The sequence below is a fragment of the Pseudomonas fluorescens genome (assembly GCF_003732425.1).
Taxonomy (GTDB): Bacteria; Pseudomonadota; Gammaproteobacteria; order Pseudomonadales; family Pseudomonadaceae; genus Aquipseudomonas; species Aquipseudomonas fluorescens_BE.
In genome coordinates, this window is sequence record NZ_MOBX01000002.1 from 151857 (window position 1) to 176494 (window position 24638).

The 24638-nt window shown below is 59.8% G+C and carries 25 protein-coding genes; 14 read left to right on the forward strand and 11 right to left on the reverse strand.

Going from position 1 to position 24638, the window contains the following annotated elements; translation table 11 throughout:
* Nucleotides 1-188: 188 nt before the first annotated feature.
* From BK670_RS02145 to BK670_RS02180, 7 genes are all read left to right on the forward strand, one after another.
* Nucleotides 189-1322 (forward strand): ABC transporter substrate-binding protein, encoded by a 1134-nt coding sequence (locus tag BK670_RS02145; RefSeq protein ID WP_123448414.1) that lies wholly within the window; start codon nucleotides 189-191, stop codon nucleotides 1320-1322.
* 240 nt (nucleotides 1323-1562) lie between these two features.
* The gene (locus BK670_RS02150) at nucleotides 1563-2477 is read left to right on the forward strand and encodes an ABC transporter permease subunit (protein WP_034151619.1); all 915 of its coding nucleotides are present in this window, start codon (nucleotides 1563-1565) and stop codon (nucleotides 2475-2477) included.
* A 3-nt stretch (nucleotides 2478-2480) separates the two neighbouring features.
* A complete protein-coding gene (gene livM / locus BK670_RS02155) occupies nucleotides 2481-3782 on the forward strand; it encodes a high-affinity branched-chain amino acid ABC transporter permease LivM (RefSeq protein ID WP_123448415.1) in 1302 nt (433 codons plus the stop codon).
* A complete protein-coding gene (locus BK670_RS02160) occupies nucleotides 3779-4651 on the forward strand; it encodes an ABC transporter ATP-binding protein (protein ID WP_123448416.1) in 873 nt (290 codons plus the stop codon). The genes livM and BK670_RS02160 overlap by 4 nt, the downstream gene beginning before the upstream one ends.
* Nucleotides 4648-5364: an ABC transporter ATP-binding protein gene (locus tag BK670_RS02165; RefSeq protein ID WP_007950655.1), complete on the forward strand. Its 717-nt coding sequence runs from the start codon at nucleotides 4648-4650 to the stop codon at nucleotides 5362-5364. The genes BK670_RS02160 and BK670_RS02165 overlap by 4 nt, the downstream gene beginning before the upstream one ends.
* Before the next feature lie 841 nt (nucleotides 5365-6205).
* On the forward strand, nucleotides 6206-6970 hold the full coding sequence (locus BK670_RS02175; RefSeq protein WP_123448417.1) for an SDR family oxidoreductase: 765 nt from the start codon (nucleotides 6206-6208) through the stop codon (nucleotides 6968-6970).
* Nucleotides 6971-7179: 209 nt separating this feature from the next.
* A complete protein-coding gene (locus BK670_RS02180; RefSeq protein ID WP_123448418.1) occupies nucleotides 7180-8085 on the forward strand; it encodes a cation diffusion facilitator family transporter in 906 nt (301 codons plus the stop codon).
* A 115-nt stretch (nucleotides 8086-8200) separates the two neighbouring features.
* Here BK670_RS02180 and BK670_RS02185 read toward each other — a convergent pair whose 3' ends face one another.
* The 7 genes from BK670_RS02185 to BK670_RS02215 all read right to left on the reverse strand — a co-directional run bounded on the left by BK670_RS02185 (nucleotide 8201) and on the right by BK670_RS02215 (nucleotide 13461).
* The gene (locus BK670_RS02185) at nucleotides 8201-9337 is read right to left on the reverse strand and encodes an AGE family epimerase/isomerase (protein ID WP_123448419.1); all 1137 of its coding nucleotides are present in this window, start codon (nucleotides 9335-9337) and stop codon (nucleotides 8201-8203) included.
* 182 nt (nucleotides 9338-9519) lie between these two features.
* On the reverse strand, nucleotides 9520-10092 hold the full coding sequence (locus tag BK670_RS02190; RefSeq protein ID WP_064379124.1) for a HupE/UreJ family protein: 573 nt from the start codon (nucleotides 10090-10092) through the stop codon (nucleotides 9520-9522).
* Between the two features lie 27 nt (nucleotides 10093-10119).
* The gene (gene ureG, locus BK670_RS02195; RefSeq protein ID WP_123448420.1) at nucleotides 10120-10734 is read right to left on the reverse strand and encodes an urease accessory protein UreG; all 615 of its coding nucleotides are present in this window, start codon (nucleotides 10732-10734) and stop codon (nucleotides 10120-10122) included.
* A gap of 11 nt (nucleotides 10735-10745) precedes the next feature.
* Nucleotides 10746-11420, reverse strand: a complete 675-nt coding sequence (locus BK670_RS02200; protein WP_123448421.1) for an urease accessory protein UreF — start codon at nucleotides 11418-11420, stop codon at nucleotides 10746-10748.
* Nucleotides 11417-11917, reverse strand: a complete 501-nt coding sequence (ureE, locus tag BK670_RS02205) for an urease accessory protein UreE (RefSeq protein WP_064117220.1) — start codon at nucleotides 11915-11917, stop codon at nucleotides 11417-11419. Before ureE ends, BK670_RS02200 begins: the two co-directional genes overlap by 4 nt.
* Before the next feature lie 317 nt (nucleotides 11918-12234).
* Entirely contained in the window at nucleotides 12235-12867 is a 633-nt protein-coding gene (locus BK670_RS02210) for a TetR family transcriptional regulator (RefSeq protein WP_123448422.1), read from the reverse strand.
* Nucleotides 12868-13038: 171 nt separating this feature from the next.
* Entirely contained in the window at nucleotides 13039-13461 is a 423-nt protein-coding gene (locus tag BK670_RS02215; RefSeq protein ID WP_123448423.1) for a hypothetical protein, read from the reverse strand.
* A gap of 385 nt (nucleotides 13462-13846) precedes the next feature.
* On the opposite strand from BK670_RS02215, the gene BK670_RS02220 reads away from it, so the two are divergent.
* Nucleotides 13847-15922, forward strand: coding sequence for an AsmA family protein (locus BK670_RS02220; RefSeq protein WP_123448424.1), 2076 nt, complete (start codon nucleotides 13847-13849; stop codon nucleotides 15920-15922).
* 117 nt (nucleotides 15923-16039) lie between these two features.
* Here BK670_RS02220 and BK670_RS02225 read toward each other — a convergent pair whose 3' ends face one another.
* Nucleotides 16040-16573, reverse strand: coding sequence for a ferritin-like domain-containing protein (locus BK670_RS02225; RefSeq protein ID WP_123448425.1), 534 nt, complete (start codon nucleotides 16571-16573; stop codon nucleotides 16040-16042).
* Nucleotides 16574-16663: 90 nt separating this feature from the next.
* Nucleotides 16664-17593: a LysR substrate-binding domain-containing protein gene (locus BK670_RS02230; RefSeq protein ID WP_185036715.1), complete on the reverse strand. Its 930-nt coding sequence runs from the start codon at nucleotides 17591-17593 to the stop codon at nucleotides 16664-16666.
* A gap of 110 nt (nucleotides 17594-17703) precedes the next feature.
* On the opposite strand from BK670_RS02230, the gene BK670_RS02235 reads away from it, so the two are divergent.
* The 3 genes from BK670_RS02235 to BK670_RS02245 all read left to right on the forward strand — a co-directional run bounded on the left by BK670_RS02235 (nucleotide 17704) and on the right by BK670_RS02245 (nucleotide 19618).
* The gene (locus BK670_RS02235; RefSeq protein WP_123448427.1) at nucleotides 17704-18342 is read left to right on the forward strand and encodes an FMN-dependent NADH-azoreductase; all 639 of its coding nucleotides are present in this window, start codon (nucleotides 17704-17706) and stop codon (nucleotides 18340-18342) included.
* Nucleotides 18343-18648, forward strand: a complete 306-nt coding sequence (locus tag BK670_RS02240) for a DMT family transporter (RefSeq protein WP_123448428.1) — start codon at nucleotides 18343-18345, stop codon at nucleotides 18646-18648.
* Nucleotides 18649-18739: 91 nt separating this feature from the next.
* A complete protein-coding gene (locus BK670_RS02245; protein ID WP_123448429.1) occupies nucleotides 18740-19618 on the forward strand; it encodes an esterase/lipase family protein in 879 nt (292 codons plus the stop codon).
* A gap of 117 nt (nucleotides 19619-19735) precedes the next feature.
* Here BK670_RS02245 and BK670_RS02250 read toward each other — a convergent pair whose 3' ends face one another.
* Complete coding sequence (locus BK670_RS02250; RefSeq protein WP_123448430.1) at nucleotides 19736-20623, reverse strand: DMT family transporter; 888 nt, start codon at nucleotides 20621-20623, stop codon at nucleotides 19736-19738.
* Between the two features lie 96 nt (nucleotides 20624-20719).
* Here BK670_RS02250 and BK670_RS02255 point away from each other — a divergent pair, with 96 nt between their 5' ends.
* From BK670_RS02255 to BK670_RS02265, 3 genes are all read left to right on the forward strand, one after another.
* Nucleotides 20720-21514 (forward strand): AraC family transcriptional regulator, encoded by a 795-nt coding sequence (locus tag BK670_RS02255; protein WP_093430359.1) that lies wholly within the window; start codon nucleotides 20720-20722, stop codon nucleotides 21512-21514.
* 63 nt (nucleotides 21515-21577) lie between these two features.
* Nucleotides 21578-21883, forward strand: a complete 306-nt coding sequence (locus BK670_RS02260; protein ID WP_123448431.1) for a PsiF family protein — start codon at nucleotides 21578-21580, stop codon at nucleotides 21881-21883.
* A gap of 204 nt (nucleotides 21884-22087) precedes the next feature.
* Nucleotides 22088-23101: an AI-2E family transporter gene (locus BK670_RS02265; RefSeq protein ID WP_123448432.1), complete on the forward strand. Its 1014-nt coding sequence runs from the start codon at nucleotides 22088-22090 to the stop codon at nucleotides 23099-23101.
* A gap of 135 nt (nucleotides 23102-23236) precedes the next feature.
* Here BK670_RS02265 and BK670_RS02270 read toward each other — a convergent pair whose 3' ends face one another.
* The gene (locus BK670_RS02270) at nucleotides 23237-24511 is read right to left on the reverse strand and encodes an Hsp70 family protein (protein ID WP_123448433.1); all 1275 of its coding nucleotides are present in this window, start codon (nucleotides 24509-24511) and stop codon (nucleotides 23237-23239) included.
* Nucleotides 24512-24638 lie beyond the last annotated feature (127 nt).

Consider the following 24638-nt stretch of genomic DNA (forward strand, 5'->3'; position numbering starts at 1 on the left):
AATAAATGGTTTCACCTTCCGCGGTTTAGACGGTTGCACGCCCAATGAAAATGGGAACGAAACAGTCGAAATAACAAGAAAGCAGCGACTTTTTGAAGAATAAAAAACCGATGGCACGGCCCTTGCTCAGAGCATTCAGTGAAGTGAAGTCGCAGTGCCAACTAAAAAAAACCTTGGAGCACCACCTCATGTCCCAGACGTTTTACAAGAAAGGCTTTCTGGCCCTCGCAGTGGCTACTGCGTTGGGTGTTTCTGCGTGTGCTCAAGCTGATGTGAAAATCGGTGTAGCGGGTCCAATGACGGGCGCCAACGCGGCATTTGGCGAGCAGTACATGAAGGGTGCACAGGCGGCGGCTGACGCAGTCAACGCAGCAGGCGGCGTCAACGGGGAGAAAATCGTACTGGTCAAGGGCGATGACGCCTGCGAACCGAAGCAGGCCGTGACGGTCGCCAAGGACCTCACCAACCAGAAAGTCGCCGGTGTAGTCGGTCACTTCTGCTCCTCTTCGACCATTCCAGCCTCGGAAATCTACGACGAAGCCGGGATCATCGCGATCACCCCGGGTTCGACCAACCCACAAGTCACCGAGCGTGGCCTCAGCGCCATGTTCCGTATGTGCGGGCGTGACGACCAACAGGGCATTGTTGCCGGCGATTACATCGTTGATGTGCTCAAGGGCAAGAAAGTCGTCGTGCTGCACGACAAAGACACCTACGGCCAAGGCCTGGCGGATGCCACCAAGGCACAACTGGTCAAACGCGGCGTGACGCCTGTGTTGTACGAAGGCCTGACCCGTGGCGAAAAAGACTTCAGCACCATCGTCACCAAGATTCGTGGCGCTGGCGCCGACGTCGTCTACTTCGGCGGCCTGCACCCGGAAGCCGGCCCGCTGGTTCGCCAACTGCGTGAACAAGGTCTGAAAGACGTCAAGTTCATGTCCGATGACGGCATTGTGACCGACGAACTGGTGACCACCGCCGGTGGCCCGCAATTCGTCGACGGCGTGCTGATGACCTTTGGCGCCGACCCACGCCTGCTGCCAGACAGCAAGACCGTGGTAGACGCTTTCCGCAAAGCCGGTACTGAACCTGAGGGCTACACCCTGTACGCCTACGCTTCGGTGCAGACCCTGGCTGCTGCGTTCAACGGCGCGAAGTCCAACAAGGGCGAAGAGGCTGCGGCCTGGCTGAAGAAAAATCCGGTGAAGACCGTGATGGGCGAAAAAACCTGGGACTCCAAGGGCGACCTGAAAGTCTCCGACTACGTGGTTTACCAGTGGGACAAGGACGGCAAATATCACCAGCTGGAAAAACAGAAGTAAGGGCTGACGCGATCAGTTGAGCCCCACCAATCCAATGTGGGAGCGAGCCTGCTCGCGAAGACGGAATGACTGCCAACACATGTGTTGAATGATCGACCGCTTTCGCGAGCAGGCTCGCTCCCACAGGAGCGGTGTGGGACGGGCGGATCGTGGCTGACATTGCTCCGACGTAAATCTGTATTTTTCCTAGAAGAACCGCGCATCACAGGTGTGCAGGTTCTCACTGCGTGAGATTGCGTTATGGATGGTATTTTCCTGCAGCAACTGGTCAACGGCCTGACCCTCGGGTCGGTCTATGGCCTGATCGCCATCGGCTACACAATGGTCTACGGCATCATCGGCATGATTAACTTCGCCCACGGCGAGGTTTACATGATTTCCGCTTACCTGGCGGCAATCAGTCTGGCTCTGCTGGCTTACTTCGGTATTGAATCCTTCCCGCTCCTGATGCTCGGCACACTGATTTTCACCATCGTGATCACGGCGGTGTATGGCTGGGTCATTGAGCGTGTCGCTTACAAACCCCTGCGCAACTCCACCCGACTGGCACCGTTGATCAGCGCCATCGGTATCTCCCTGATCCTGCAAAACTACGCACAGATCGCCCAAGGCGCCAAACAACAGGGCGTGCCTACCCTGCTGAGCGGGGCGTGGCGTGTTGAAGTCGGTACTGGCTTCGTGCAACTGACCTACACCAAAGTCTTCATTCTGGTGGCCGCATTCGTCGGCATGGGGCTGCTGACCTACGTGATCAAGTACACCAAGCTCGGACGTATGTGCCGTGCGACCCAGCAAGACCGCAAGATGGCTTCGATCCTCGGCATCAACACCGATCGGGTCATTTCCTACGTGTTCATCATCGGTGCAGCCATGGCGGCGCTGGCCGGCGTGCTGATCACCATGAACTACGGCACTTTCGACTTCTATGCCGGCTTCATTATCGGCATCAAGGCGTTTACCGCAGCGGTACTCGGCGGGATCGGTTCATTGCCTGGTGCGATGCTCGGCGGGATCATCCTCGGCATCTCCGAGTCGCTGTTCTCCGGCCTGGTCAACTCCGACTACAAAGACGTGTTCAGCTTCTCGCTGCTCGTACTTGTTCTGGTCTTCCGGCCGCAGGGCCTGTTGGGCCGTCCTCTTGTGTCGAAGGTGTAAGCGATGTCTTCAACCACTCAAAAAAGCATTGATATCAAAAAAAGCCTGGTTGAGGCGATTCTTGCCGGCCTGATTGCCCTGATCGTTTTTGGTCCGATTGTCGGCGTCGTGCTCGAAGGTTACAGCTTCAACCTCGAACCGACTCGCGTGGCCTGGATCATCGGCATTGTCATGGTCGGTCGCTTTGCCCTCAGCCTGTTCCTGCAAACGCCCAAGGGCCTGAAAATTCTCGACGGATTCGAGAGTACTGGCTCTGGTGTGCACGTGCTGCCTGCCGATCACAAATCCTCGCTGCGCTGGATCATCCCGCTGCTGATTGTGCTGGCCGTCATCGTGCCGTTTGTCTCCAATTCCTATCTGCTGGGCGTGGTCATCCTCGGGTTGATCTACGTGCTGCTGGGGCTGGGGCTGAACATCGTGGTCGGTCTGGCCGGTCTGCTCGACCTCGGTTACGTGGCGTTCTACGCCATCGGCGCCTACGGTCTGGCGCTGGGTTATCAATACCTCGGCCTGGGCTTCTGGACGGTACTGCCGCTGGCGGCGATCACTGCCGGGCTGGCCGGTTGCATCCTCGGTTTCCCGGTGTTGCGTCTGCATGGCGACTACCTGGCGATCGTGACCCTGGGCTTCGGTGAAATCATTCGCCTGATCCTCAACAACTGGTTGTCACTGACCGGCGGCCCGAACGGCATGCCGGCGCCACTGCCGACGTTCTTCGGTCTGGAGTTCGGTAAGCGGGCGAAGGATGGCGGGGTGCCGTTTCACGAGTTCTTCGGCATCGCCTATAACCCGGATGTGAAGTACTACTTCATCTACGCGGTGTTGTTCCTCGTGGTCTTGGCCGTGCTGTACATCAAGCATCGGCTGGTGAAAATGCCGGTCGGTCGCGCCTGGGAAGCCTTGCGGGAAGATGAAATTGCCTGCCGTTCGATGGGCCTCAACCACGTGCTGGTCAAACTCTCGGCGTTCACCATCGGTGCGTCGACCGCAGGTCTGGCCGGTGTGTTCTTCGCGACTTACCAAGGCTTCGTCAACCCGACTTCTTTCACCTTCTTCGAATCGGCGTTGATCCTCGCCATCGTCGTGCTCGGCGGCATGGGTTCGACCATCGGTGTGGTGATCGCCGCATTCGTGCTGACGGTTGCTCCGGAATTGCTGCGCGGCTTCGCCGAATATCGCGTGCTGCTGTTCGGCATCCTGATGGTGTTGATGATGATCTGGCGACCACGCGGGCTGATTCGCATCAGCCGTACCGGGGTCACTCCACGCAAAGGTGCCATTCACTATGAGAGGACTGCGCCATGAGTGAAGTCGTACTCTCTGTTGAAAAACTGATGATGCATTTCGGTGGCATCAAGGCCTTGAGCGATGTCAGCCTGAAGGTCAAACGCAACTCGATCTTCGCCTTGATTGGCCCCAACGGCGCCGGCAAGACCACGGTGTTCAACTGCCTGACCGGGTTCTACAAAGCCACCGGCGGCAAGATCGAACTCAATGTGCGCGGCCAGCAGACCAACGTCATCCAGTTGCTGGGCGAGTCGTTCAAACCGACGGATTTCGTCTCGCCGAAATCCTTCCTCAGCCGCATGTACTACAAGATGTTCGGCGGTACGCACCTGGTAAACCGTGCAGGCCTGGCGCGAACCTTCCAGAACATTCGTTTGTTCAAGGAAATGTCGGTGCTGGAAAACCTGCTGGTGGCCCAGCACATGTGGGTCAACCGCAACATGCTCGCCGGCATCCTCAACACCAAAGGCTATCGCAAGGCCGAAAGCGACGCGCTGGACTGCGCGTTCTACTGGCTGGAAGTGGTCGATCTGGTGGACTGCGCCAACCGTCTCGCCGGTGAGCTCTCGTACGGTCAACAGCGTCGTCTGGAGATTGCCCGAGCCATGTGCACGCGGCCGCAGATCATCTGCCTCGACGAACCGGCCGCCGGCCTTAACCCTCAGGAAACCGAAGCGCTCAGCGCGATGATCCGGCTGCTGCGCGACGAGCACGATCTGACCGTGGTGCTGATCGAACACGACATGGGCATGGTGATGAGTATTTCCGACCACATCGTGGTGCTGGACCACGGCGTCGTCATCGCTGAAGGCGGGCCTGAAGCGATCCGCAATGATCCGAAAGTGATCGCGGCCTATCTGGGCGCCGATGAAGAGGAAGTGGCATGACCCAACCGATCCTCGAACTCAAAGACCTCGACGTCTTCTACGGCCCGATTCAGGCCCTCAAAGGTGTTTCGCTGCAAATCAATGAAGGGGAAACCGTCAGCCTGATCGGCTCCAACGGTGCGGGTAAATCGACGTTGCTGATGTCGATCTTCGGCCAGCCACGGGCGGCGGGCGGGCAGATCCTGTATCAAGGCGTCGACATCACCCATAAGTCTTCGCACTACATCGCCTCCAACGGCATTGCGCAATCGCCGGAAGGGCGGCGGGTGTTCCCTGACATGACCGTCGAGGAGAACCTGCTGATGGGCACCATCCCGATTGGCGACAAGTACGCCAAAGAGGACATGCAGCGCATGTTCGAGCTGTTTCCACGGCTTGAGGAGCGGCGCACCCAGCGGGCGATGACGATGTCTGGCGGTGAGCAGCAAATGCTCGCCATTGCCCGTGCGTTGATGAGCCGGCCGAAGCTGTTGCTGCTCGATGAGCCTAGTCTCGGCCTGGCGCCGATTGTGGTGAAGCAGATCTTCGCCACCCTGCGCGAACTGGCAAAAACCGGCATGACCATTTTCCTGGTCGAGCAGAACGCCAACCATGCGCTGAAGCTGTCTGATCGCGCGTATGTGATGGTCAACGGCGAGATTCGACTGACGGGCACGGGTAAAGAGTTGCTGGTGAATGAGGAGGTGCGTAACGCTTATCTGGGCGGGCACTGATTCTTTCCGCGTTATGCATAGCCCCGGCGACGAAAGTCCCGGGGCTTTTTTACATCCCCCAAAGATATCGCACGCCTGTGCAGGAGCTGCCGAAGGCTGCGATCTTTTGATCTTAAAGACAACATCAAAAGATCGCAGCCTTCGGCAGCTCCTACAGGGAATTGATCGGTAATTTCAAGTCCTGTGTGGAATTGTGGAAAACAAATTCCCCAAGCTGCCAAAGCGCGACATATAGACGCTGCAAATGGCTGTTTTTCCACAGTTTTGACTTGTCCCCGGTTACTGTGGAGCTGGCTGTGAATAACGTGGGTGTATATGGCTGCAAGCCTTGTAAACCGTGGCTTGTAAGGATGTGGTTGTTTTTTGATCAGGCGTTTTTAAGGGAGCGGAAGACGTCGTTGTCAACCTTTTTCTGGGTGGTGCCGCAGCGGCCATTCCATGTGAACAAGCCTGTGGATAAGTCTGTGACTAAACTCTGGAAAGACTCCGCTAAGCAGCGTAATTACTGGCCCCGCGCAATCACAGCGGCGACCAGTCGGTCGTGCAAAGTGCCATCTCCCGCACATCTGTCGCTTCAGGGTCAAGCAAAAAACTTTCTATTTCCCTCGCAAAGCCTTGTGTGGCGCGGCTTTGCGCGTTTTCAGTTGCCCCCGGAAACTGTGGAAGGGACTGTGGATAACATGCGTGCACATGGCTACAGGCCACGGTGGCTATGGCGTCGACAGAGTTGGTTGTTTTTTGTACCGCTTGTGGGTGTTGCCCGTGAAAGCGCGGGCGGGCATGCTGCCTGCTGATTTTCTATTCCAAGGGCTGCCCCGGTGGCCGAAGCAAGGAGAACACGATGTCCAACACCCTGTTTATCACCGGCGCGACGTCCGGATTTGGTGAAGCCTGTGCCCGCCGTTTCGCCGAGGCTGGCTGGAAACTGGTGCTGACCGGCCGTCGTGAAGAACGCCTGACCGCGCTGTGTGCTGAATTGTCGAAGCAGACCGAAGTGCACGGTCTGGTGCTTGATGTGCGTGATCGCCAGGCGATGGAAGCGGCGATCGCCAACCTGCCGCCGTCGTTCGCCAAACTGCGTGGCCTGATCAACAACGCAGGTCTGGCCCTGGGCGTGGACCCGGCGCCGAAGTGCGATCTGGACGATTGGGACACCATGGTCGACACCAACGTCAAAGGCCTGATGTACGCCACGCGTTTGCTGCTGCCACGCCTGATCGCCCATGGCCGTGGCGCCGGTATCGTCAACCTTGGCTCCATCGCCGGCAACTATCCGTACCCGGGCAGCCATGTGTATGGCGCAACCAAGGCGTTCGTTAAACAGTTCTCGCTGAACCTGCGCTGCGACTTGCAGGGCACGGGCGTGCGGGTCAGCAACATCGAGCCTGGGCTGTGCGAAAGCGAGTTCTCGCTGGTGCGTTTTGCCGGCGATCAGGAACGCTACAACGCGACCTACGCCGGTGCCGAGCCGATCCAGCCACAGGACATCGCCGAGACGATTTTCTGGGTGATGAATGCGCCGGCGCACATCAACATCAACAGCCTGGAATTGATGCCGGTGAGCCAGACCTGGGCGGGTTTTGCCATCGAGCGGAACAAGGCCTGACACCAAAGCCTGTGGCGAGGGAGCTTGCTCCCGCTGGGGTGCGAAGCGCCCCCTGCTCTTCAGCTCAAAACAAGCAGGGGCCTGCTGCGCAGTCCAGCGGGAGCAAGCTCCCTCGCCACAAAACCGGGCGAAAACCGCTGATAAGGTAAACTCCCCTCGCAACAACCCAACCGCACTCTGCGGTTTTCAAGGTTTTTCGAGGAGTCAAAGTGAGTAACCGAGGTGAGCAGGCACTGCTCAAACAATCGACCATTCTGATGTTGGCGGTGGCGATTGCCGGGATCGTCACCGGTTTTGTTTCAGGTTCCCAATCCATCCTGTTTGATGGTTTTTTCTCGCTGATCGCAACCTTCATCAAAGTCCTGATGCTGATCACTGCCAAGCTGATCGCCAAGGAAAGCAACCACCGCTTCCAGTTCGGTTTCTGGCATCTGGAGCCGATGGTGCTGCTGATCGAAGGCAGTTTCCTGATGCTGATCGCGATCTACGCGTTTCTCAACGGCGTGTTCGGCATCATCAATGGTGGCCGCGATATCGAGTTGGGGCTGGTGATCATTTATGCGGCGGTGTTCACCGTTGTCGAGTTCGCCTACTTCTTCTACGTGCGGCACCGTAACCGCAAGCTCAAATCCAGTCTGATCCAGTTCGACAACATCAGTTGGCTGGTGGATGCGATGCTGTCTGTGGGCCTGCTGATCAGTTTCCTCGCGGCGCTGCTGCTCAAGGCTCAGGGCTATGGCCAGTGGGCGGTGTATGTCGACCCGCTGATCCTGATCGTGCTGGCGCTGACCATGTTGCCGCCGGCGTTCAAGATTCTTGGCCCGGCGCTGCGCGATGTCTTGGGGATTGCCCCGGACACGCTGGATGATCAGGTGCGCCAGGTGATGGACGCGGCGAAAACCGAGCATGGTTTCGACGATTACGTGTCGTACGTGCAGAAGCACGGCCGGGCGCGGTTTATCGAGATTCATGTGGTGTTGCCGGCGGACTATGCGCTGAGCAATGTCGGACAGCTGGATGCGTTACGCGAGGAGATTTCCGCGAAGCTGGGCAAGCCGGATGCGGCGCGGTGGCTGACCATCAGCTTTACCGGGGACAAGAAGTGGATCGCCTGATCCATCGCTGATGGGTTGCTGTGGCGAGCGAGCTTGCTCGCGCTGGGTTGCGCAGCGGCCCCAAGATTTTGTGAGCGCTGCGCACTCAAGCGGGAGCAAGCTCCCTCGCTACAGGTTAGGGTTGCAAATATTCGGTGAGGCCGTGATAGCAGGTCGCGAGGTGATACGGCGTCGTCGACGGCATGTCCTTGCGACTGACTTCCCCTTGCTCATCCCGGCACTCATGCCAGCCACCGGCATGCAGAAACCGCTGCTGCAACGCCTGCAACTGACGCAGCACCACCGCTTCACTGCCCTGCCGCAAGGTCAGCGCGCGCAGATATTCCGCCTGCGCCCAGATCCGCTGGGTCGAGTCTCGCGGGCGTCCATTCGTTTCCAGATCGAGCATCGCCCGCACCGCGCCGGATGGCTGCACCACACCGTATTGCTCGGTGAACGCAAATGCTCGATCCAGCGCCCCATGCAGTTTCGATCCACGCAACAGCTCTGACGATTCGAGCAGGAAATACCACTCGAACTGATGCCCCGGCTCGTACCAGTTATCCACAGCGCCGAGCGGTTTCTCCATCAACACGCCATGCTGCGGGTCGACGAAGTGCTTGTGCATGGCAGTGCATAACTCCAGCAACGCTTTCTGCGTCTGGGCATCTTCGCGCACGGCGAGGGTGGCAAGAAATGCTTCGGCCAGGTGCATCAACGGGTTCTGCAGTGGACCGGTTTGCAGGGTGATCCAGTCGCGTTCCAGACAGGCTTCGTACAAACCGTCGCCTGTCGCAAAGCGCCGGCCAATGATTTCCAGCGCCGCATTCAGCGTCGACTCGACCAGCGGATCGCCGGACTTGTCCCAGTAATGCGCGCAGGCAAACAGGATAAAGGCGTGGGTGTAGAGATCCTTGCGCTGATCCAGCGGTTTGCCCTGGGCGTCGATGCTGTAGAACCAGCCGCCATGCTCGGCATCATGGAAGTGCCGTTGCAGCGAGCGAAACAGCGCTGCCGCGCGTACGTCAGCGTTATCCACAACCCCGATCAGACTGGAAAACAGATACAACTGCCGTGCACAGGCCATCGCCCGGTAGCGTTGCGGTGGCAGCGGTTGATGCGTGGCGTCCAGCGCCTCGTAGGGCAATGCCATGTCGGCGTTCCAGCCCGGACCTTGCCAAAGCGGCACGATGACGTTGACGAAGTGCTGTTGCACAGCGCCGAACAGGGCGGTCAATTCGGGCAGGGAGGTGGAGCGAGAAGCGTGGGGCATGGGCGGACGTCGTCACGGCTGGGGCGATTGCGCGACATGGTAGCAGAGCGGCAGGCTTTAGAGACGCGGTGTCTGTCAGACCGCTATCGCCAGCAGGCTGGCTCCCACAATTGATTTGCAGCGTACACAAAACTTGTGGGAGCCAGCCTGCTGGCGATGAGGGCCGTTCAAGCGCTAAAAAATCAACCGGCCAGCAACCAGGCGCCAGTCACCGCCGAAGCCGCTCCTGCCAACCGCACCAATGGTGCAGCAGCTTGAGGCAGGAACCGCACCACGGCGTAACCCGCCGCATGCAGTGCAGCCGTTGCGACTACGAAACCTGCCGCATACGCCCAAGGACTGCTCATGTCCGGCAGTTCCAAGCCATGCGCCACGCCATGGAACAAGGCAAACAGCGCCGTTGCCGCCACTGCCATGACCAACGGCGGACGCACCGCCAGCGCCACCGCCAGCCCCAACGCCAGCACCGACGCGGCAATCCCGCTTTCCAGCGCTGGCAACTCCAGCCCTTCAAACCCGAGCAGGCCGCCGATCAGCATGGTTCCAACAAAGGTGCACGGCAGCGCCCAGCGCGCCGCGCCTTGCTGCTGCGCGGCCCACAAGCCAACCGCCACCATCGCCAGCAGATGGTCGAGGCCGCCAATCGGGTGGCTGATGCCGGCGACCAGACCGCTGTCGCCATGCCCCGGGTGAGCGAAGGCCAGTGCAGGTGTCAGCAGCAGCGCCACGGCGCCAAGAATACGTTTGAGTGTCATGGATAAGCTTCCTTGTTGAGCAGTGAATCAGGCTGCGGTCAGCAGGCCCTGGCGTTCGATGAAGGCGATGATTTGCTCAAGGCCCTGACCGGTTTTCTGGTTGCTGAAGACGAACGGCTTGCCGTTGCGCATGCGTTTTGTGTCGCTGTCCATCATCTCCAGCGAGGCGCCCACCAGCGGCGCCAGGTCGATCTTGTTGATCACCAGCAGATCGGATTTGCAGATCCCCGGCCCGCCCTTGCGCGGCAGCTTGTCGCCGGCCGAGACGTCGATCACGTAGATGGTCAGGTCGGACAGTTCCGGGCTGAAGGTCGCCGACAGGTTGTCGCCGCCAGACTCCACCAGAATCAGATCCAGCCCCGGAAAGCGCTTGTTCAGTTGATCCACCGCTTCCAGGTTGATCGAGGCGTCCTCGCGGATCGCCGTGTGCGGGCAGCCACCGGTTTCCACGCCGATGATCCGCTCCGGCGCCAAGGCTTCGTTGCGCACCAGGAAATCGGCGTCTTCGCGGGTGTAGATGTCGTTGGTGACCACGGCGAGGTTGTAGCGCTCGCGCAGGGCCAGGCACAGGGCCAGGGTCAATGCGGTTTTGCCGGAACCGACCGGGCCGCCGATGCCGACGCGCAGAGGTTGTGTGTTCATGGTTGTTTCTCCTAAGAACGGAAGAGGCGGCTGTACTGGCGCTCGTGGGCCATGCACGCCAGGGACAGACCGAACGCGGCGCTGCCCATGTGGTCGGGATTGATTCGGCTGGCGTCCTGCTGCGCTTGTTGCAGCAGCGGCAGCAGTTCGCTGGTCAGGCGCTGGGCGGCTTGCTGGCCCAGCGGCAGGGTTTTCATCAGGACGGCGAGCTGGTTTTCCAGCCAGCTCCACAGCCACGCGGCGAGGGCGTCTTGCGGGCTGATGCCCCAGGCGCGCGCGGCCAGCGCCCAGCACAGGGCCAGATGCGGTTCGGGGCATTGGTCGAGAAAGTCGCGGGCCGGCGCGTCGAGTTCCGGCAAACCATTGAGCAATTGCTGCAACGAATAGCCCATCTGCCGGCTTTCCAGATGCAGCTCGCGCGTCTCGCGGCTGGCGCGATGGCTTTCGCACAGAATCTGCAGCTCGGCCCATTGTTCATCCGCCGCCGCTTGGCAATGCGCGAGCAGCAATGGCGCTTCGAAGCGGGCGAGGTTGAGCAACAACTGATCGCTGATCCAGCGTCGAGCACTGTCCGGGCTGTTCACGCGGCCGTTATCCACCGCCATTTCCAGACCTTGCGAATAGCTGTAACCGCCAATCGGCAATTGCGGACTGGCCAGGCGCAGCAGCGCCCAGGCGGGATTCACAGGCGTACGCCGAACTGATGGAGTTTCGGCGCGTAGTTGAAGTCTTCGTCGCCGTGGCGTGAATGGTGATGGCCGCCGCCATAGGCGCCGTGCTCAGGCTGGAATGGCGCTTCGATCGCTTCGACCTGCGCGCCCAGTTGTTCGAGCATGGCCTTGAGCACGTAATCGTCGAGCAGACGCAGCCAGCCATCGCCAACCTGTAAGGCAACGTGACGATTGCCCAGGTGATAAGCGGCGCGGGTCAGTTCGAAGGCATTGGCGCAGGTGACGTGCAGCAACTGTTCGGGGCGGGCGCAGACGCGGACGATGCGCCCGTCTTCAGCCTGTAGGCATTCGCCGTCATACAGCGGCGACTGACCGCGCTCCAAAAACAACCCGACGTCTTCGCCCTCGGCACTGAAACAGCGCAAACGGCTTTTGCTCCGTGCTTCGAAGGTCAGGTGCAACTCGGCGGCCCAGACGGGTTGAGGGTCGATTCTGCGGTGAATCACCAGCATCGGAAAACTTCCAGCTATGGACAATACTCAGGTTAGAGCAAGGGCCTTGCCAATCGGACGGGATGTAGGAAATCCCCGTCGGAGCGTAGTGGATGTTTCAGGATGTTGCGGAATTATGGAAGGTTTTGGTGCGTGAAGATTTTTTTATGCACCAAATCAGAGCCGCGACACATGAACCAATTGTGGGAGCGACGGTGCGACGATTCGACCTGCTCGCGAAGGCGGTGTGTCAGCCATATAAATGTAGCTGAAGCGACGCTTTCGCGAGCAGGCTCGCTCCCCCAGGGGGATTTGTTGAGGCTGAAAGTGAGGGGCAGTTATTCGGTACTGCCCAGCCCTTGCCAGTGCTTGAGGCCGATAAAGATAAAGCGCAGTTGCTGAGTAATCTTCGCCTGCGGCGTCAGATGCTCCGGTAGCGCGTCAGCGGGCGGGTCGATGATGTCCGGCAGGGTGGCGAATACCGATTTGACGATCAGGTCAGCCATCACGCTCAAACCGGCAGCGTCCAGATGTTGAAGCTTGGGCATCATCGTCAGGTCGGCTGCCAGATCGGAGCTGATGTTCTCGCGCAATCGCCCGATCGCCTGACGCACCGGCAGCGAACCGCCGTACTGTTCACGCGCCAGAAACAGAAATTGCGAGCGGTTGGCGCTGACCACGTCGAGGAAAATTCGCACCGAGGCATCGATGATGCCGCCCATAACGAATTCGTTGTGACGCACCAAACGAATGGTTTCGCGAAAGGTCTGGCCGACTTCACTGACCAGCACCAGGCCCAGCTCATCCATATCGGCAAAATGTCGGTAGAAACCGGTGGGCACGATCCCGGCGGTCTTGGTCACTTCGCGCAGACTCAGGCTGCCGAATCCTCGGCCGCTTTCCATCAGGTGGCGGGCAGCGTCCATCAAGGCGTTGCGGGTCTGTTGTTTCTGTTCGGCGCGGGGCAGCATCGCAGGGTGTGTTCTTTGGTAGGACAAGCGCCGCACTCTAGCAAATCAGCTTTATCGGCGTCGAACGGCAGGGGGGAAAGCAGCGGGGAATGGAGCTCTCATTTATAGCTGCGGCGCAAAAGGCAAAAGCCCAATCCGGTGATTGGGCTTTTTTTCAGGGCCGCCATGGGCTTAGCTCACAGCGCTGTTGCGTTCGATAACGCGGTCACCACCACCTTCGGCAACGGCTTGGCCTTGTGGGGTTTTGTCGTAGCCGTCTTCAACCAGACCTTTTTCTTCCAGACGATTGCGACCGTTTTCAGCAACTGCCTGGCCTTGTGGGGTTTTGTCGTAGCCGTCTTCAACCAGACCTTTTTCTTCCAGGCGATTGCGACCGTTTTCTGCTACCGACTGACCTTGTGGGGTTTTGTCGAAGCCATCTTCAGCCAGGGTCTGACCTTGTGGAGTTTTGTCATAGCCGTCTTCGGCGAGGGTTTGGCTGAACACCGAGTGGCTGTCTTTTACTTGCGGAGTAGCCTGATCGGCGGCCGGCAAGGCAAAAGCAGTGCTGGCCAGCATCGAGAGGGTAAGACTTAGCAGTAATTGGCGTTTCATGATGGGTTGCTCCTTGGGAGGGCGATAAAGTGGGTACGAAGGCAATGCTACTCTCGATAAGTCGATATAAAAGTTCATAAACGCAATGGTAATAATCAACAGAATTGATTGTTCTGCCGGAAGGCTCTAGATCGCGGCTTTCCGGGCGACGGTTTTGCACCGGGGTGGGTATTTTCGACTCACTCGCGCCTCGCAAAAGTGCGGGTCGCGGTAACGCTGTTCGACTGAACGGTCAGATTTCGCGCGACTTTTTGCGCGGTCATCGGCCTTTCGATTAAACCTGCGGCTCGTTTGCCAGTCGTAGATTTCATGAGGGCCGCTTTGGCCCGCCGTTTCAGCCGTACGCCGCAGTCTTTGCGTGCGGTCGTGATCAGGAGTTTTGTGCATGACGCGCACTGGAAAAATCTTCAGCTGGACCTTCGCCACCCTCGTGCTGCTATTGGCCGTGCTGGTGTTGATCATCGTGTTCTTCGACTGGAACCGGATCAAACCGCCGCTTAACGCCAAAGTCTCGGAAGAACTGCACCGACCGTTTGCCATCAATGGCAACCTCGCGGTGATCTGGCAGCGCGAGCCGGACGAAGGTGGCTGGCGCGCCTGGGTGCCGTGGCCACACGTGGTCGCCGAGGATTTGAGCCTGGGCAACCCGGACTGGTCGAAACAACCGCAGATGGTCACGCTCAAACGCGTTGAGCTGCGAATCTCGCCGCTGGCGCTGCTGGTACAACGCGTGGTGATTCCGCGCATTGATCTGACCGAACCCAACGCCGAGTTGCAGCGTCTGGCCGACGGCCGTGCCAACTGGACGTTCAAGTTCGACCCGAAAGATCCGAATGCAGAACCCTCCAATTGGGTGGTCGACATCGGTGCCATCGGATTCGACAAGGGTCATGTCACACTGAACGATCAGACCCTGAAGACCAATCTTGATGTACTGATCGACCCGCTGGGCAAGCCGATCCCTTACAGCGACATCGTCGGTGCCAAAGCGGCAAAGACTGCGCAGGACAAGGGCGGTGCGCCGCAGGATTATGCATTTGCCTTGAAGGTCAAAGGCCAATACCACGGTCAGAACCTCACCGGCCAAGGCAAGATCGGCGGGCTGCTCGCCTTGCAGGACGCGCGCAAGCCGTTCCCGCTGCAGGCGCAGGCGAAGATCGGCGACACCCGCATCGAACTGGCCGGCACGCTGACCGATCCGTTGAACCTGGGCGCCCTCGATCTGCGCCTGAAACTGGCCGGCGCCAGTCTTGGCAATCTTTATCCGCTGACTGGCGTGACCCTGCCGGACACCCCGCCGTACTCCACCGACGGCCATTTGATCGCCAAACTGCATGACGAGGCGGGCGCGAAGTTCACCTACGAGCAGTTCAACGGCAAGATCGGCAGCAGTGATATTCATGGCGACCTGACCTACGTCGCCAGCCAGCCACGGCCGAAACTCAGCGGCGCGTTGCTCTCCAATCAACTGTTGTTCGCTGACCTCGCACCGCTGATCGGCGCCGATTCCAATGACAAGCAAAAGGCGCGCGGCGGCGAAAGCAAACAGCCGGCCGATAAAGTGCTGCCGGTGGAAGAGTTCAAGACTGATCGCTGGCGCGCGATGGATGCCGACGTCGAGTTCACCGGCAAGCGCATCGTTCACAGCGAGAAACTGCCGTTCAACGACCTCTATACCCACCTGAAACTCAATGACGGCGAACTCAGCCTGGAGCCACTGCGCTTTGGCGTCGCTGGCGGTGATCTCGATGCCCAGATTCGCCTCAATGGCCGCACCGAGCCGCTGGAAGGTCGGGCGAAACTGACTGCGCGAAAGTTCAAGCTCAAGGAGCTGTTCCCGACCTTCGAACCGATGAAAACCAGTTTCGGTGAACTCAACGGTGACGCCGATATCACTGGTCGCGGCAACTCGGTGGCCAAGCTGCTGGGCGGGGCCAACGGCAAGTTGAAGATGTTGATCAACGACGGCGCGATCAGCCGTGAGCTGATGGAACTGGCCGGACTTAACGTCGGCAACTATGTGGTCGGCAAGATCTTTGGCGACAAGGAAGTGAAGATCAACTGCGCGGCGGCGGACTTCGACATCAAGACCGGTCTGGCCACCACGCAGTTGTTTGTCTTCGATACCGAGAACGCGATCATCTACATCGACGGCACGGCGAACATGGCCACCGAGCAACTGGATCTGACCGTGACCCCGGAATCCAAGGGCTGGCGTTTGATTTCCCTGCGTTCGCCGCTGTATGTGCGCGGCAAGTTCATCAAGCCGGATGCCGGCGTGAAGGCCGTGCCATTGATGTTGCGCGGGGCGGGGATGGTTGCACTGGGTGTGATCGCCGCGCCGGCGGCGGGGCTGTTGGCGCTGGTGGCACCGAGTGGCGGTGAGCCGAATCAGTGTGCGCCGTTGCTGGAGCAGATGAAGGCGGGCAAGGCGCCTGTCACCGTAAAACCCACCAAATAGTCGGTGCCCGTAAGGGCCCCTTCGCGAGCAGGCTCGCTCCCACAGGGGACCGCATTCCTTCAGATGGATGCGGTCGAGTGTGGGAGCGAGCCTGCTCGCGAAGGCGGTTTGGAAGGGTTACAGGTCGTTCAGGATGTCAGCCATGTCATCGGCATGCTCTTCTTCCTGCGCCAGAATATCTTCGAAGATACGCCGCGTAGTCGGGTCTTTCTCGCCGATGTACTGGATGATCTCGCGGTAGCTGTCGATGGCGATCCGCTCGGCAACGAGGTCTTCGTAGACCATTTCTTTCAACGTTGTCCCGGCCACGTATTGCGCGTGGGACATCTTCGACAGCATGTCGGGGTTAAACTCAGGCTCGCCGCCCAATTGCACAATGCGCTCGGCCAGACGGTCGGCGTGCTGGGCTTCCTGGGTGGCGTGCTCGAGAAACTCTTCGGCGGCCACATGGGCTTTCACGCCATTGGCCATGAAGTAGTGGCGCTTGTAGCGCAACACGCAGACCAGTTCTGTGGCCAGCGATTCATTGAGCAAGCGCAGCACCTCTTCACGGTCGGCGCTGTAGCCCTCGGTGACGGCGCCGTTCTCGACGTTTTGGCGCGCACGGTCGCGCAAGGTTTGAACATCTGACAGATGCAGGTCGTCGCTCATTTCGATCTCCTGGAGGCTAATCCGATTGTCGCCACGTTCTATGGACGCGGTCGTTGCCTAAGCTGTGAGTCATCAGCGTTGCAAAAAGTTTTACCCGATTTGCTGCGACCTGGGTGCCAGTCCCGAGCGCTGCGCTTCTTCGCGCAACCAGGCAAAAAACGCCCGCACTGGCGGGTGCCGCTCGCGCCCCGGTACACACAACGCGCTGTACCCGGCGCCATCGACCTGAACCTGGCCCATGAACGGCACCAGCAATCCGCTGGCGACACTCTCCGACACCAGAATATTGCTCGCCAGCACCAGTCCTTGCCCGGCGATCGCCGCTTGCAGGGCGTAATGCTCTTCATCGTATTCGCGGATGGCCGGTTGCTGGTTCAACCAGTTTACGCCGGCCTCGGCGCACCACGCTTCCCAGCCATGGGCATACAGCTTCGAGTTGTGCCAGTGCACGCTGATCAATGTCGGCGTGCGCCGTGCCGCCAGCGCCACTTGCTCGGGCGAGCCGTACACACCGAACGATTCATCGAACAGGCACAGGCCATACAGGTTGGGGTAATCGTCGAGGCTGTAGCGCAGGACCAGATCGACACTGGCGTCCTGATGCAGATCGATGACCTCGCAGTGAGTATCGAGGCGCACGTTGATGTTCGGATGCTGCGCATAAAAGCGCCCGAGGCGCGGCACCAGCCATAGCGCAGCAAACGCGGCGGTGGTCGATAGCGTCAGCGTGCTGCCGCTGCGTTGCGGACGCAGAGTGTCGACGCTTTGCGCCACCTCCAGCAGTGCGCCGTGCAGGCTGCGGAACAGGCGTTCGCCGCCTTCGGTCAGGCGCACTTGGCGTGGCAGACGTTCGAACAGGGCGACGCCGAGCCAGTCTTCCAGCGAACGGATCTGATGAGAAATCGCGGTGGGCGTGACCGACAGCTCTTCGGCGGCAGCCTTGAAACTCAGCAACCGTGAGGCCGATTCAAAGGCGCGCAGGGCGGTCAGCGGTAGCGAGGCGAACATTGAAAGCTCCATGGGTGAAATGAATTCATCCTGACTGATTTTTGCTCATTTGTAGAGAAACGGTGGCGAGCTTCAAGCTGCAAGCCACAAGCAAGTTCGATTCTAGTCCGGAGGATTTACAGATGAGCAGGATTCTTGCGATTCATGCCAGCCCACGGGGCGACCGTTCGCACTCGCGGCGGTTGGCGGAAGTTTTTCTCAGTGCCTGGCAGGTGCGTCATCCACAGGCGCAGGTGACTCGGCGTGAAGTCGGTCGAGCGCTGATTCCGGCCGTCAATGAAGCCTTTGTCGCCGCCGCATTTTATCCACAGCCTGAAGCGCGTCCATTGTCGATGCAGGCCGATCTGGCCCTGAGCGATCAACTGGTCGGCGAGTTGTTCGACCACGACCTGCTACTGATTTCCACGCCGATGTACAACTTCAGCGTACCCAGTGGCCTCAAGGCCTGGGTCGATCAAATCGTGCGGCTTGGCCTGACCTTCGATCACACGCTGGACAACGGCGTCGCCCAGTACACCCCGCTGTTGCAGGGCAAGAAGGCGCTGATCGTCACCAGTCGCGGTGGTTTCGGATTCGGTCCGGGTGGTGAGCTGGAAGCCTTGAACCATGCTGATCCGTGGTTGCGCACGGCGCTGGGTTTCATCGGCATCAACGACGTCACCGTGGTCGCGGCCGAGGGCGAAGAATCCGCCGAACGCACCTTCACGGTGTCGCTGGCCGAGGCGGAGCAGCGTCTGCTCAGCCTTGCCCGGGAGTTCTAGGTGGCCTGGCTGTGCCTGCTGATCGCCGCCGGATTTGAAGTGACCTTCGCCATGGGCATGAAGTATGCCGAAGGTTTCACCCGGCTCTGGCCCTCGCTGATCACCGTGGTCGCGGCGGTCGGCGGGATTTATTTCCTGACCCTGGCGATGCGTGAACTGCCGGTGAGCATCGCCTATCCGGTCTGGACGGCGATCGGCTCGCTCGGCACGGTGTTCCTCGGCTTTGCCCTGCTGGGGGAGAGCCTGACCCTGGTCAAACTGGTTTCGGTAGGACTGATTGTGGCGGGGGTGGTGGGCCTGAAGTAGGCTGGTCGTTGAGTTGTCATCATCAAGGAGGATGCTTGGCGGGCGTTTTGCACGCCTTGCATCCACTCACCGACCACAAGGATGTTTGCCCATGTCGACGCGTTATCCATTGGTGCTGGTGCCCGGCATGCTCGGGTTTATCCGGCTGGTGCTCTATCCGTACTGGTACGGCATCATCAAAGCGCTGCGCCGTGGTGGTGCGACGGTGATTGCGGTTCAGGTGTCGCCGCTGCATTCGACGGAGGTGCGCGGCGAGCAGTTACTGGCGCGGATCGATGAGATCTTGCGCGAGACCGGGGCGCACAAGGTCAACCTGTTCGGCCACAGTCAGGGTTCGCTGACGGCGCGCTATGCGGCGGCGAAACGGCCGGATCTGGTGGCCTCGGTGACGTCGGTGGCCGGACCGAATCATGGTTCGGAACTGGCCGACTATCTGCAAAAACACTACCCCGCAGACAGCGCCAAGGGCCGTCTGCTTGAGGTATTACTGCGTCTTGTCGGCTGGCTGATGGCGCTGCTGGAAACCGGTTACCACGGGCCGAAGCTGCCGGTGGATATTCACGCCTCGCACCAATCGCTGACGACTGACGGTGTGGCGCTGTTCAATCAGCGTTATCCACAGGGCTTGCCGGAAACCTGGGGTGGGCACGGGCCGGAAGAGGTTAACGGCGTGCGTTATTACTCATGGTCGGGAACGTTGCAGCCGGGCAAGACCGATCGCGGTGGCAATCTGTTCGACGGGACCAATCGCAGCTGTCGCTTGTTTGCGAAAACCTTCGTGCGTGAGCCTGGGCAGTGCGACGGGATGGTCGGGCGCTACAGCTCGCATCTGGGCACGGTGATTGGCGATGACTATCCGCTGGATCATTTCGACATCGTTAACCAGTCGCTGGGGCTGGTCGGCAAGGGCGCGGATCCGGTACGGCTGTTTGTCGAGCATGCGGCGCGGCTCAAGGCTGCAGGCCTTTAACCTGCTTTTGTGGCGAGGGAGCTTGCTCCCGCCGGACTGCGCAGCAGGCCCCGGCTTTTAAAAAGAGGGGCGGCTTCGCGCCCCAGCGGGAGCAAGCTCCCTCGCCACAGGAATTTGTCAGGCAACACTGACCCGGCGGCCTAGCACGGTGGTCCAGCGCTCGGACAGAATCACCCCGCCCAAGGTCAGCAATCCACCCACCAGGTGATACATCGCCAACTGCTCCTTCAGCACCACTGCCGCAATCAGCGCGGTAATCAACGGCAGCAAGTTGAAGAACAACGTCGTCCGGCTCGGCCCCAGGCGCTGCACAGCCTGCATCCACGCCAGCGGCGCGAGCATCGACGCCAGCAGGCACGCATACAGCACCAGCGGAATGTTCTGCAGGGTCAAACCGTTCTTCGGCGAAGCGGCATACAGCGGAAACAACACGACAATCGCCACCAGCACCTGCAAATACAGCAACACCAGCGGTGGCAGGCGCAGCTGCCATTTCTTCAGCAGGGTGCTGTAGATCGCATAGGCCAGGGTGGCGATCAGCATCATCGCATCACCCATGTTCACCCCGTGTTGCAGCAACGCAGCGAGGCTGCCGGACGACACCACCACCAGCACACCGGCAAACGACAACACGGCACCGACCAGCGCGCCAGCGGTCAGGCGCTGACCGAGGCTGATGATCGCCATGGCCAGCGACATCAACGGCATCAGCGACAGGATGATGCCCATGTTGGTGGCGGTCGTCAGGGTTGCGGCGAAGTAGGCGAGGCTCTGATACACCGCCATGCCGAGCACGCCGAGGATGAAAATCCTGCCCAGGTTCGGACGGATCTGCGGCCAGTGCGCGATCACCGCTTTGAGCATGAACGGGGTGAACAGCAAACCGGCGAGCAGCCAGCGGTAGAAACCGATCTCGGCGGGGAAAATCGCCCCGACTGCCAGTTTGTTGATCACGGTATTGCCGGCCCAGATAAAAATCGCCAGCAGCGGAAACGCGTATTGCATGAGTTGAAACCATTACGTTGATGAAGGGCAATTATCCCTTGTCTGGATGCAGGCCTATACTGCGAACCGGACAACCTGCCTCTGAAACCGGACAGCATGAACAGCAAACACATCGATCTGCTGGATTTCAGCGAACTGCCATCGGCGGTGTACTTCCGCTACGCCGATTTCAATGCCCACGAGTTCGCCGCGCCGCACCGTCATCCGTGGGGCACGCTGGAGTACGCCGCTCACGGCGTGCTGCACATGGATGTCGACGGCAGCCGCTTCATGTCGCCGCCGCAGTACGCAGTGTGGGTGCCGCCGCAGGTCGAGCACAGTTTCTATAGCCATCAACCGGTCAACTATCGCGCGGTGTGCCTCGACCCCAAGGTCTGCGCCGAACTGCCCAAGCGCGCCTGTACCCTGGCGATCAGCGACATTCTCAAGGCGATTCTCAAAGACTTCGCCGCCCGCGACGTGAAGATTCCCGAACTCGATGCCGATCAGCGTCTGGCGCAGGTGTTGGTTGATCAACTGCAACAGGCGCCGGTGCACGAATGTTATCTGCCGTACGCGAGCAGTCCGGGATTGCTGGCGATCCTCGAAACCTTGCAGGCCGAGCCGGGTAACAATCAGCCGCTGGCGCATTGGGCGCTGCAAGTGCATGTCAGCGAACGCACGCTGGCCCGGCAATTCGTCCGTGAGCTGGGGATGAGTTTCGGCGAGTGGCGCCAGCGTCTGCGCTATCTCGCCGCGATCGAGGCCCTGGAGACTTCGCGCAGCGTGCAGGAAATCGCCTTCGATCTTGGTTACAGCAGCGGCTCGGCATTCATTGCCATGTTCGCGCGGCAAGCCGGGTGCACGCCGGAGCAGTATCGCCGTAGCCACCTGGAAGGCAGGAAGGTGTAACAAGATTTGGCTACACTGCAGCAGAGGCCGCGCCCATCGGTGCGGCGACAAGGAGAAAACTCCATGAAGATGTTGCGTGTGCCGTTGTTGATGATTGGTTTGCTCCTGTGTTCCCAGGGTTTCGCCGCCACGGCGCAACAGAACAAAATGACCACCTGCAATGCCGATGCGACCGCCAAGAGTCTGAAAGGCGACGAGCGCAAAGCCTTCATGAGCACCTGCCTCAAGGCAACGCCTGCGGCCAACGATGCCAAGGCCCTGACCCCGCAGCAGCAAAAAATGACCACCTGCAACGCCGATGCGAAAACCAAAGCGCTGACCGGCGATGCGCGCAAGGCGTTCATGAGTGAATGCCTGAAGAAAAAATAATCAGTAAGTATTTGTGGTGAACGGGCCGGCCTCTTCGCGAGCAGGCTCGCTCCCACATTGAAATGCGTCCCCCTTGTGGGAGCGAGCCTGCTCGCGAAGGGGCCATTGAGCGCGACAACACTCTCCGCCCCTGCATATCCCTAGTGCTGCCCCCGGAACGCTGGCAGACTGCCAATCCTTTTACGCCGTTCGTTTTGAGGCTGTATGCCAACGTTTTCTGAGCGTCATGTAGTGTTCTGGGTCAGTTGCATCATCATTTTCGGCGGTTTGCTGTTGGTGCTGCCGCTGCGCTTGTTACCGAGCCTGCTGGCCGGGTTATTGGTATTCGAACTGGTCAACATGCTCACCCCGCAACTGCAACGGCTGATCGAAGGCCGGCGCGCGCGTTGGCTGGCGGTGGCATTGCTGGGCACGCTGGTCGTCAGCGTACTGGCGTTGATCTTCGCCGGCGCGATCAGTTTTCTCCTGCATGAAGCGGAAAACCCCGGCGCTTCCCTCGACAAATTCATGGGCGTGGTCGATCGCGCACGCGGTCAGTTGCCGCCGTTCATCGACGCCTATCTACCGGCCAGTGCTGCGGAGTTTCGCGTAGCAATTGGCGAATGGGCGAGCAAGCACCTGTCTGACCTGCAACTGGTCGGCAAAGACGCGGCACACATGTTCGTCACGCTGCTGATCGGCATGGTGCTCGGCGCGATCATCGCCTTGCAGCGCATCCCTGACGTCACCAAACGTAAACCGCTGGCCGCTGCGTTGTTCGACCGTTTGCACTTGCTGGTGCAGGCGTTTCGCAACATCGTCTTCGCGCAAATCAAGATTTCCCTGCTCAACACCGTGTTCACCGGGATCTTCCTCGCGGTGATCCTGCCGATGTTCGGCATCAAGCTGCCGCTGACCAAAACCCTGATCGTGCTGACCTTCCTGCTCGGCCTGCTGCCGGTGATCGGCAACCTGATGTCGAACACGCTGATCACCATCGTCGGTCTGTCGCTGTCGATCTGGGTCGCGGTGGCGGCGCTGGGTTATCTGATTGTTATCCACAAGCTCGAGTACTTCCTCAACGCGCGCATCGTCGGCGGACAGATCAGTGCCAAGTCGTGGGAGTTGCTGCTGGCGATGTTGGTGTTCGAAGCCGCGTTCGGCCTGCCGGGAGTAGTGGCGGGGCCGATTTATTACGCGTACCTGAAGAGTGAGTTGAAGCTGGGCGGGATGGTTTGATTCAGAATTTGTAGTGTTTGAGCGGGCCTCTTCGCGAGCAGGCTCGCTCCCACATTTTGAGTGCATTCCTTCAGTTGAAATGCGATCCACTGTGGGAGCGAGCCTGCTCGCGAAGGGCGCGCCACCGATTCTGGGTCAGGCCATTGCGCCGTAGCGCTTCATCGCTTCAATCGCCAAACCGCTGCCAATGCTGCCGAAGATATTGCCTTCCACATGCCGCGCATTCGGCAGCATCGCCGATACGCTATTGCGCAGCGCCGGAATGCCGCTCGAACCACCGGTGAAGAACACCGTATCGACCTGCTCCACTGCCACACCGGCATCGTTCAGCAGCTGCGTAACGCTGCCACGCACCCGCTCGAGCAATGCATCGATCGCCGATTCGAACAGCGCGCGCGTCAATTCCACACTCAGTCCGGCTTCGATGCGGTCCAGCGGCACATGGCGGCTGTCGGTGTGGGTCAGCTGGATTTTGGTTTCTTCGACTTCCATCGCCAGCCAGTGGCCGGCGCGCTGTTCGATCAACTTGAACAGGCGATCAATGCCGCCAGTGTCTTCGATGTCGTAGCGCATGCTGCCCAGCGCCAGGCTGGATTTCTGCGAGTACACCGAGTTGATGGTGTGCCAGGTCGCCAGGTTCATGTGGTGGCTGGTCGGCATGTAGGCGCCGCTCTTCATCCGGCTACCGTAGCCGAACAGCGGCATCAGGCCTTGCAGGCTCAACTGTTTGTCGAAGTCGGTACCGCCGATGTGCACGCCGCCGGTGGCGAGGATGTCGTCGTGACGGTTATCCAGACCACGACGCTCAGGCGACAGGCGCACCAGCGAGAAGTCGGAGGTACCACCGCCGATGTCGACGATCAGCACCAGTTCTTCTTTCTCGATGGTCGACTCGTAGTCGAAAGCCGCCGCAATCGGTTCGTACTGGAACGACACATCTTTGAAGCCGATCTTGCGCGCCACTTCGACCAAAGTGTCTTCGGCTTCCTGGTCAGCCAGCGGATCGTCATCGACGAAGAACACTGGACGCCCGAGCACCACTTGTTCGAACTCCCGACCGGCGGCGGTTTCAGCACGGCTCTTCAGTTGGCCGATGAACAGGCCGAGCAAGTCCTTGAACGGCATTGCGGTGCCGAGAACGCTGGTGTCGTGCTTGATCAACTTGGAACCGAGCAGGCTTTTCAGCGAGCGCATCAGCCGGCCTTCGTAGCCTTCCAGGTACTCGTGCAGCGCCAGACGACCGTACACCGGGCGGCGCTCCTCGATATTGAAGAAGACCACCGACGGCAGGGTGATCTTGTCGTCTTCCAGCGCGATCATCGTTTCCATGCCGGGGCGCAGCCAGCCGACGGTGGAGTTGGACGTGCCGAAGTCGATGCCGCAGGCACGGGCTGGAGAGGCGTCTTTCATGTCTTTCGGTTCCGGTCAAAAAAACGGCCGCGCAGTGTATGTCAGTGCGCGCCAGAATCGAAGGCCGGTCATCTGCTATTTCGCGACTAAACTGCCTTGAAAGCTTCGACTTCGCCCCAAACTTGCT

Excerpts from the sequence above, each read along its gene's own strand:
- BK670_RS02245 (WP_123448429.1), top strand. The coding sequence starts at position 18,740 with ATGTCGACGCGTTATCCATTGGTGCTGGTGCCCGGCATGCTCGGGTTT.
- BK670_RS02225 (WP_123448425.1), bottom strand. The coding sequence starts at position 16,573 with ATGAGCGACGACCTGCATCTGTCAGATGTTCAAACCTTGCGCGACCGT.
- BK670_RS02215 (WP_123448423.1), bottom strand. The coding sequence starts at position 13,461 with ATGAAACGCCAATTACTGCTAAGTCTTACCCTCTCGATGCTGGCCAGC.
- BK670_RS02190 (WP_064379124.1), bottom strand. The coding sequence starts at position 10,092 with ATGACACTCAAACGTATTCTTGGCGCCGTGGCGCTGCTGCTGACACCT.
- BK670_RS02185 (WP_123448419.1), bottom strand. The coding sequence starts at position 9,337 with ATGCCCCACGCTTCTCGCTCCACCTCCCTGCCCGAATTGACCGCCCTG.
- livM (WP_123448415.1), top strand. The coding sequence starts at position 2,481 with ATGTCTTCAACCACTCAAAAAAGCATTGATATCAAAAAAAGCCTGGTT.
- BK670_RS02270 (WP_123448433.1), bottom strand. The coding sequence starts at position 24,511 with ATGAAAGACGCCTCTCCAGCCCGTGCCTGCGGCATCGACTTCGGCACG.
- BK670_RS02230 (WP_185036715.1), bottom strand. The coding sequence starts at position 17,593 with ATGGAGCTTTCAATGTTCGCCTCGCTACCGCTGACCGCCCTGCGCGCC.
- BK670_RS02250 (WP_123448430.1), bottom strand. The coding sequence starts at position 20,623 with ATGCAATACGCGTTTCCGCTGCTGGCGATTTTTATCTGGGCCGGCAAT.
- BK670_RS02165 (WP_007950655.1), top strand. The coding sequence starts at position 4,648 with ATGACCCAACCGATCCTCGAACTCAAAGACCTCGACGTCTTCTACGGC.
- BK670_RS02160 (WP_123448416.1), top strand. The coding sequence starts at position 3,779 with ATGAGTGAAGTCGTACTCTCTGTTGAAAAACTGATGATGCATTTCGGT.
- BK670_RS02265 (WP_123448432.1), top strand. The coding sequence starts at position 22,088 with ATGCCAACGTTTTCTGAGCGTCATGTAGTGTTCTGGGTCAGTTGCATC.
- BK670_RS02175 (WP_123448417.1), top strand. The coding sequence starts at position 6,206 with ATGTCCAACACCCTGTTTATCACCGGCGCGACGTCCGGATTTGGTGAA.
- BK670_RS02255 (WP_093430359.1), top strand. The coding sequence starts at position 20,720 with ATGAACAGCAAACACATCGATCTGCTGGATTTCAGCGAACTGCCATCG.
- BK670_RS02210 (WP_123448422.1), bottom strand. The coding sequence starts at position 12,867 with ATGCTGCCCCGCGCCGAACAGAAACAACAGACCCGCAACGCCTTGATG.
- BK670_RS02145 (WP_123448414.1), top strand. The coding sequence starts at position 189 with ATGTCCCAGACGTTTTACAAGAAAGGCTTTCTGGCCCTCGCAGTGGCT.
- ureE (WP_064117220.1), bottom strand. The coding sequence starts at position 11,917 with ATGCTGGTGATTCACCGCAGAATCGACCCTCAACCCGTCTGGGCCGCC.
- BK670_RS02220 (WP_123448424.1), top strand. The coding sequence starts at position 13,847 with ATGACGCGCACTGGAAAAATCTTCAGCTGGACCTTCGCCACCCTCGTG.
- BK670_RS02150 (WP_034151619.1), top strand. The coding sequence starts at position 1,563 with ATGGATGGTATTTTCCTGCAGCAACTGGTCAACGGCCTGACCCTCGGG.
- ureG (WP_123448420.1), bottom strand. The coding sequence starts at position 10,734 with ATGAACACACAACCTCTGCGCGTCGGCATCGGCGGCCCGGTCGGTTCC.
- BK670_RS02235 (WP_123448427.1), top strand. The coding sequence starts at position 17,704 with ATGAGCAGGATTCTTGCGATTCATGCCAGCCCACGGGGCGACCGTTCG.
- BK670_RS02260 (WP_123448431.1), top strand. The coding sequence starts at position 21,578 with ATGAAGATGTTGCGTGTGCCGTTGTTGATGATTGGTTTGCTCCTGTGT.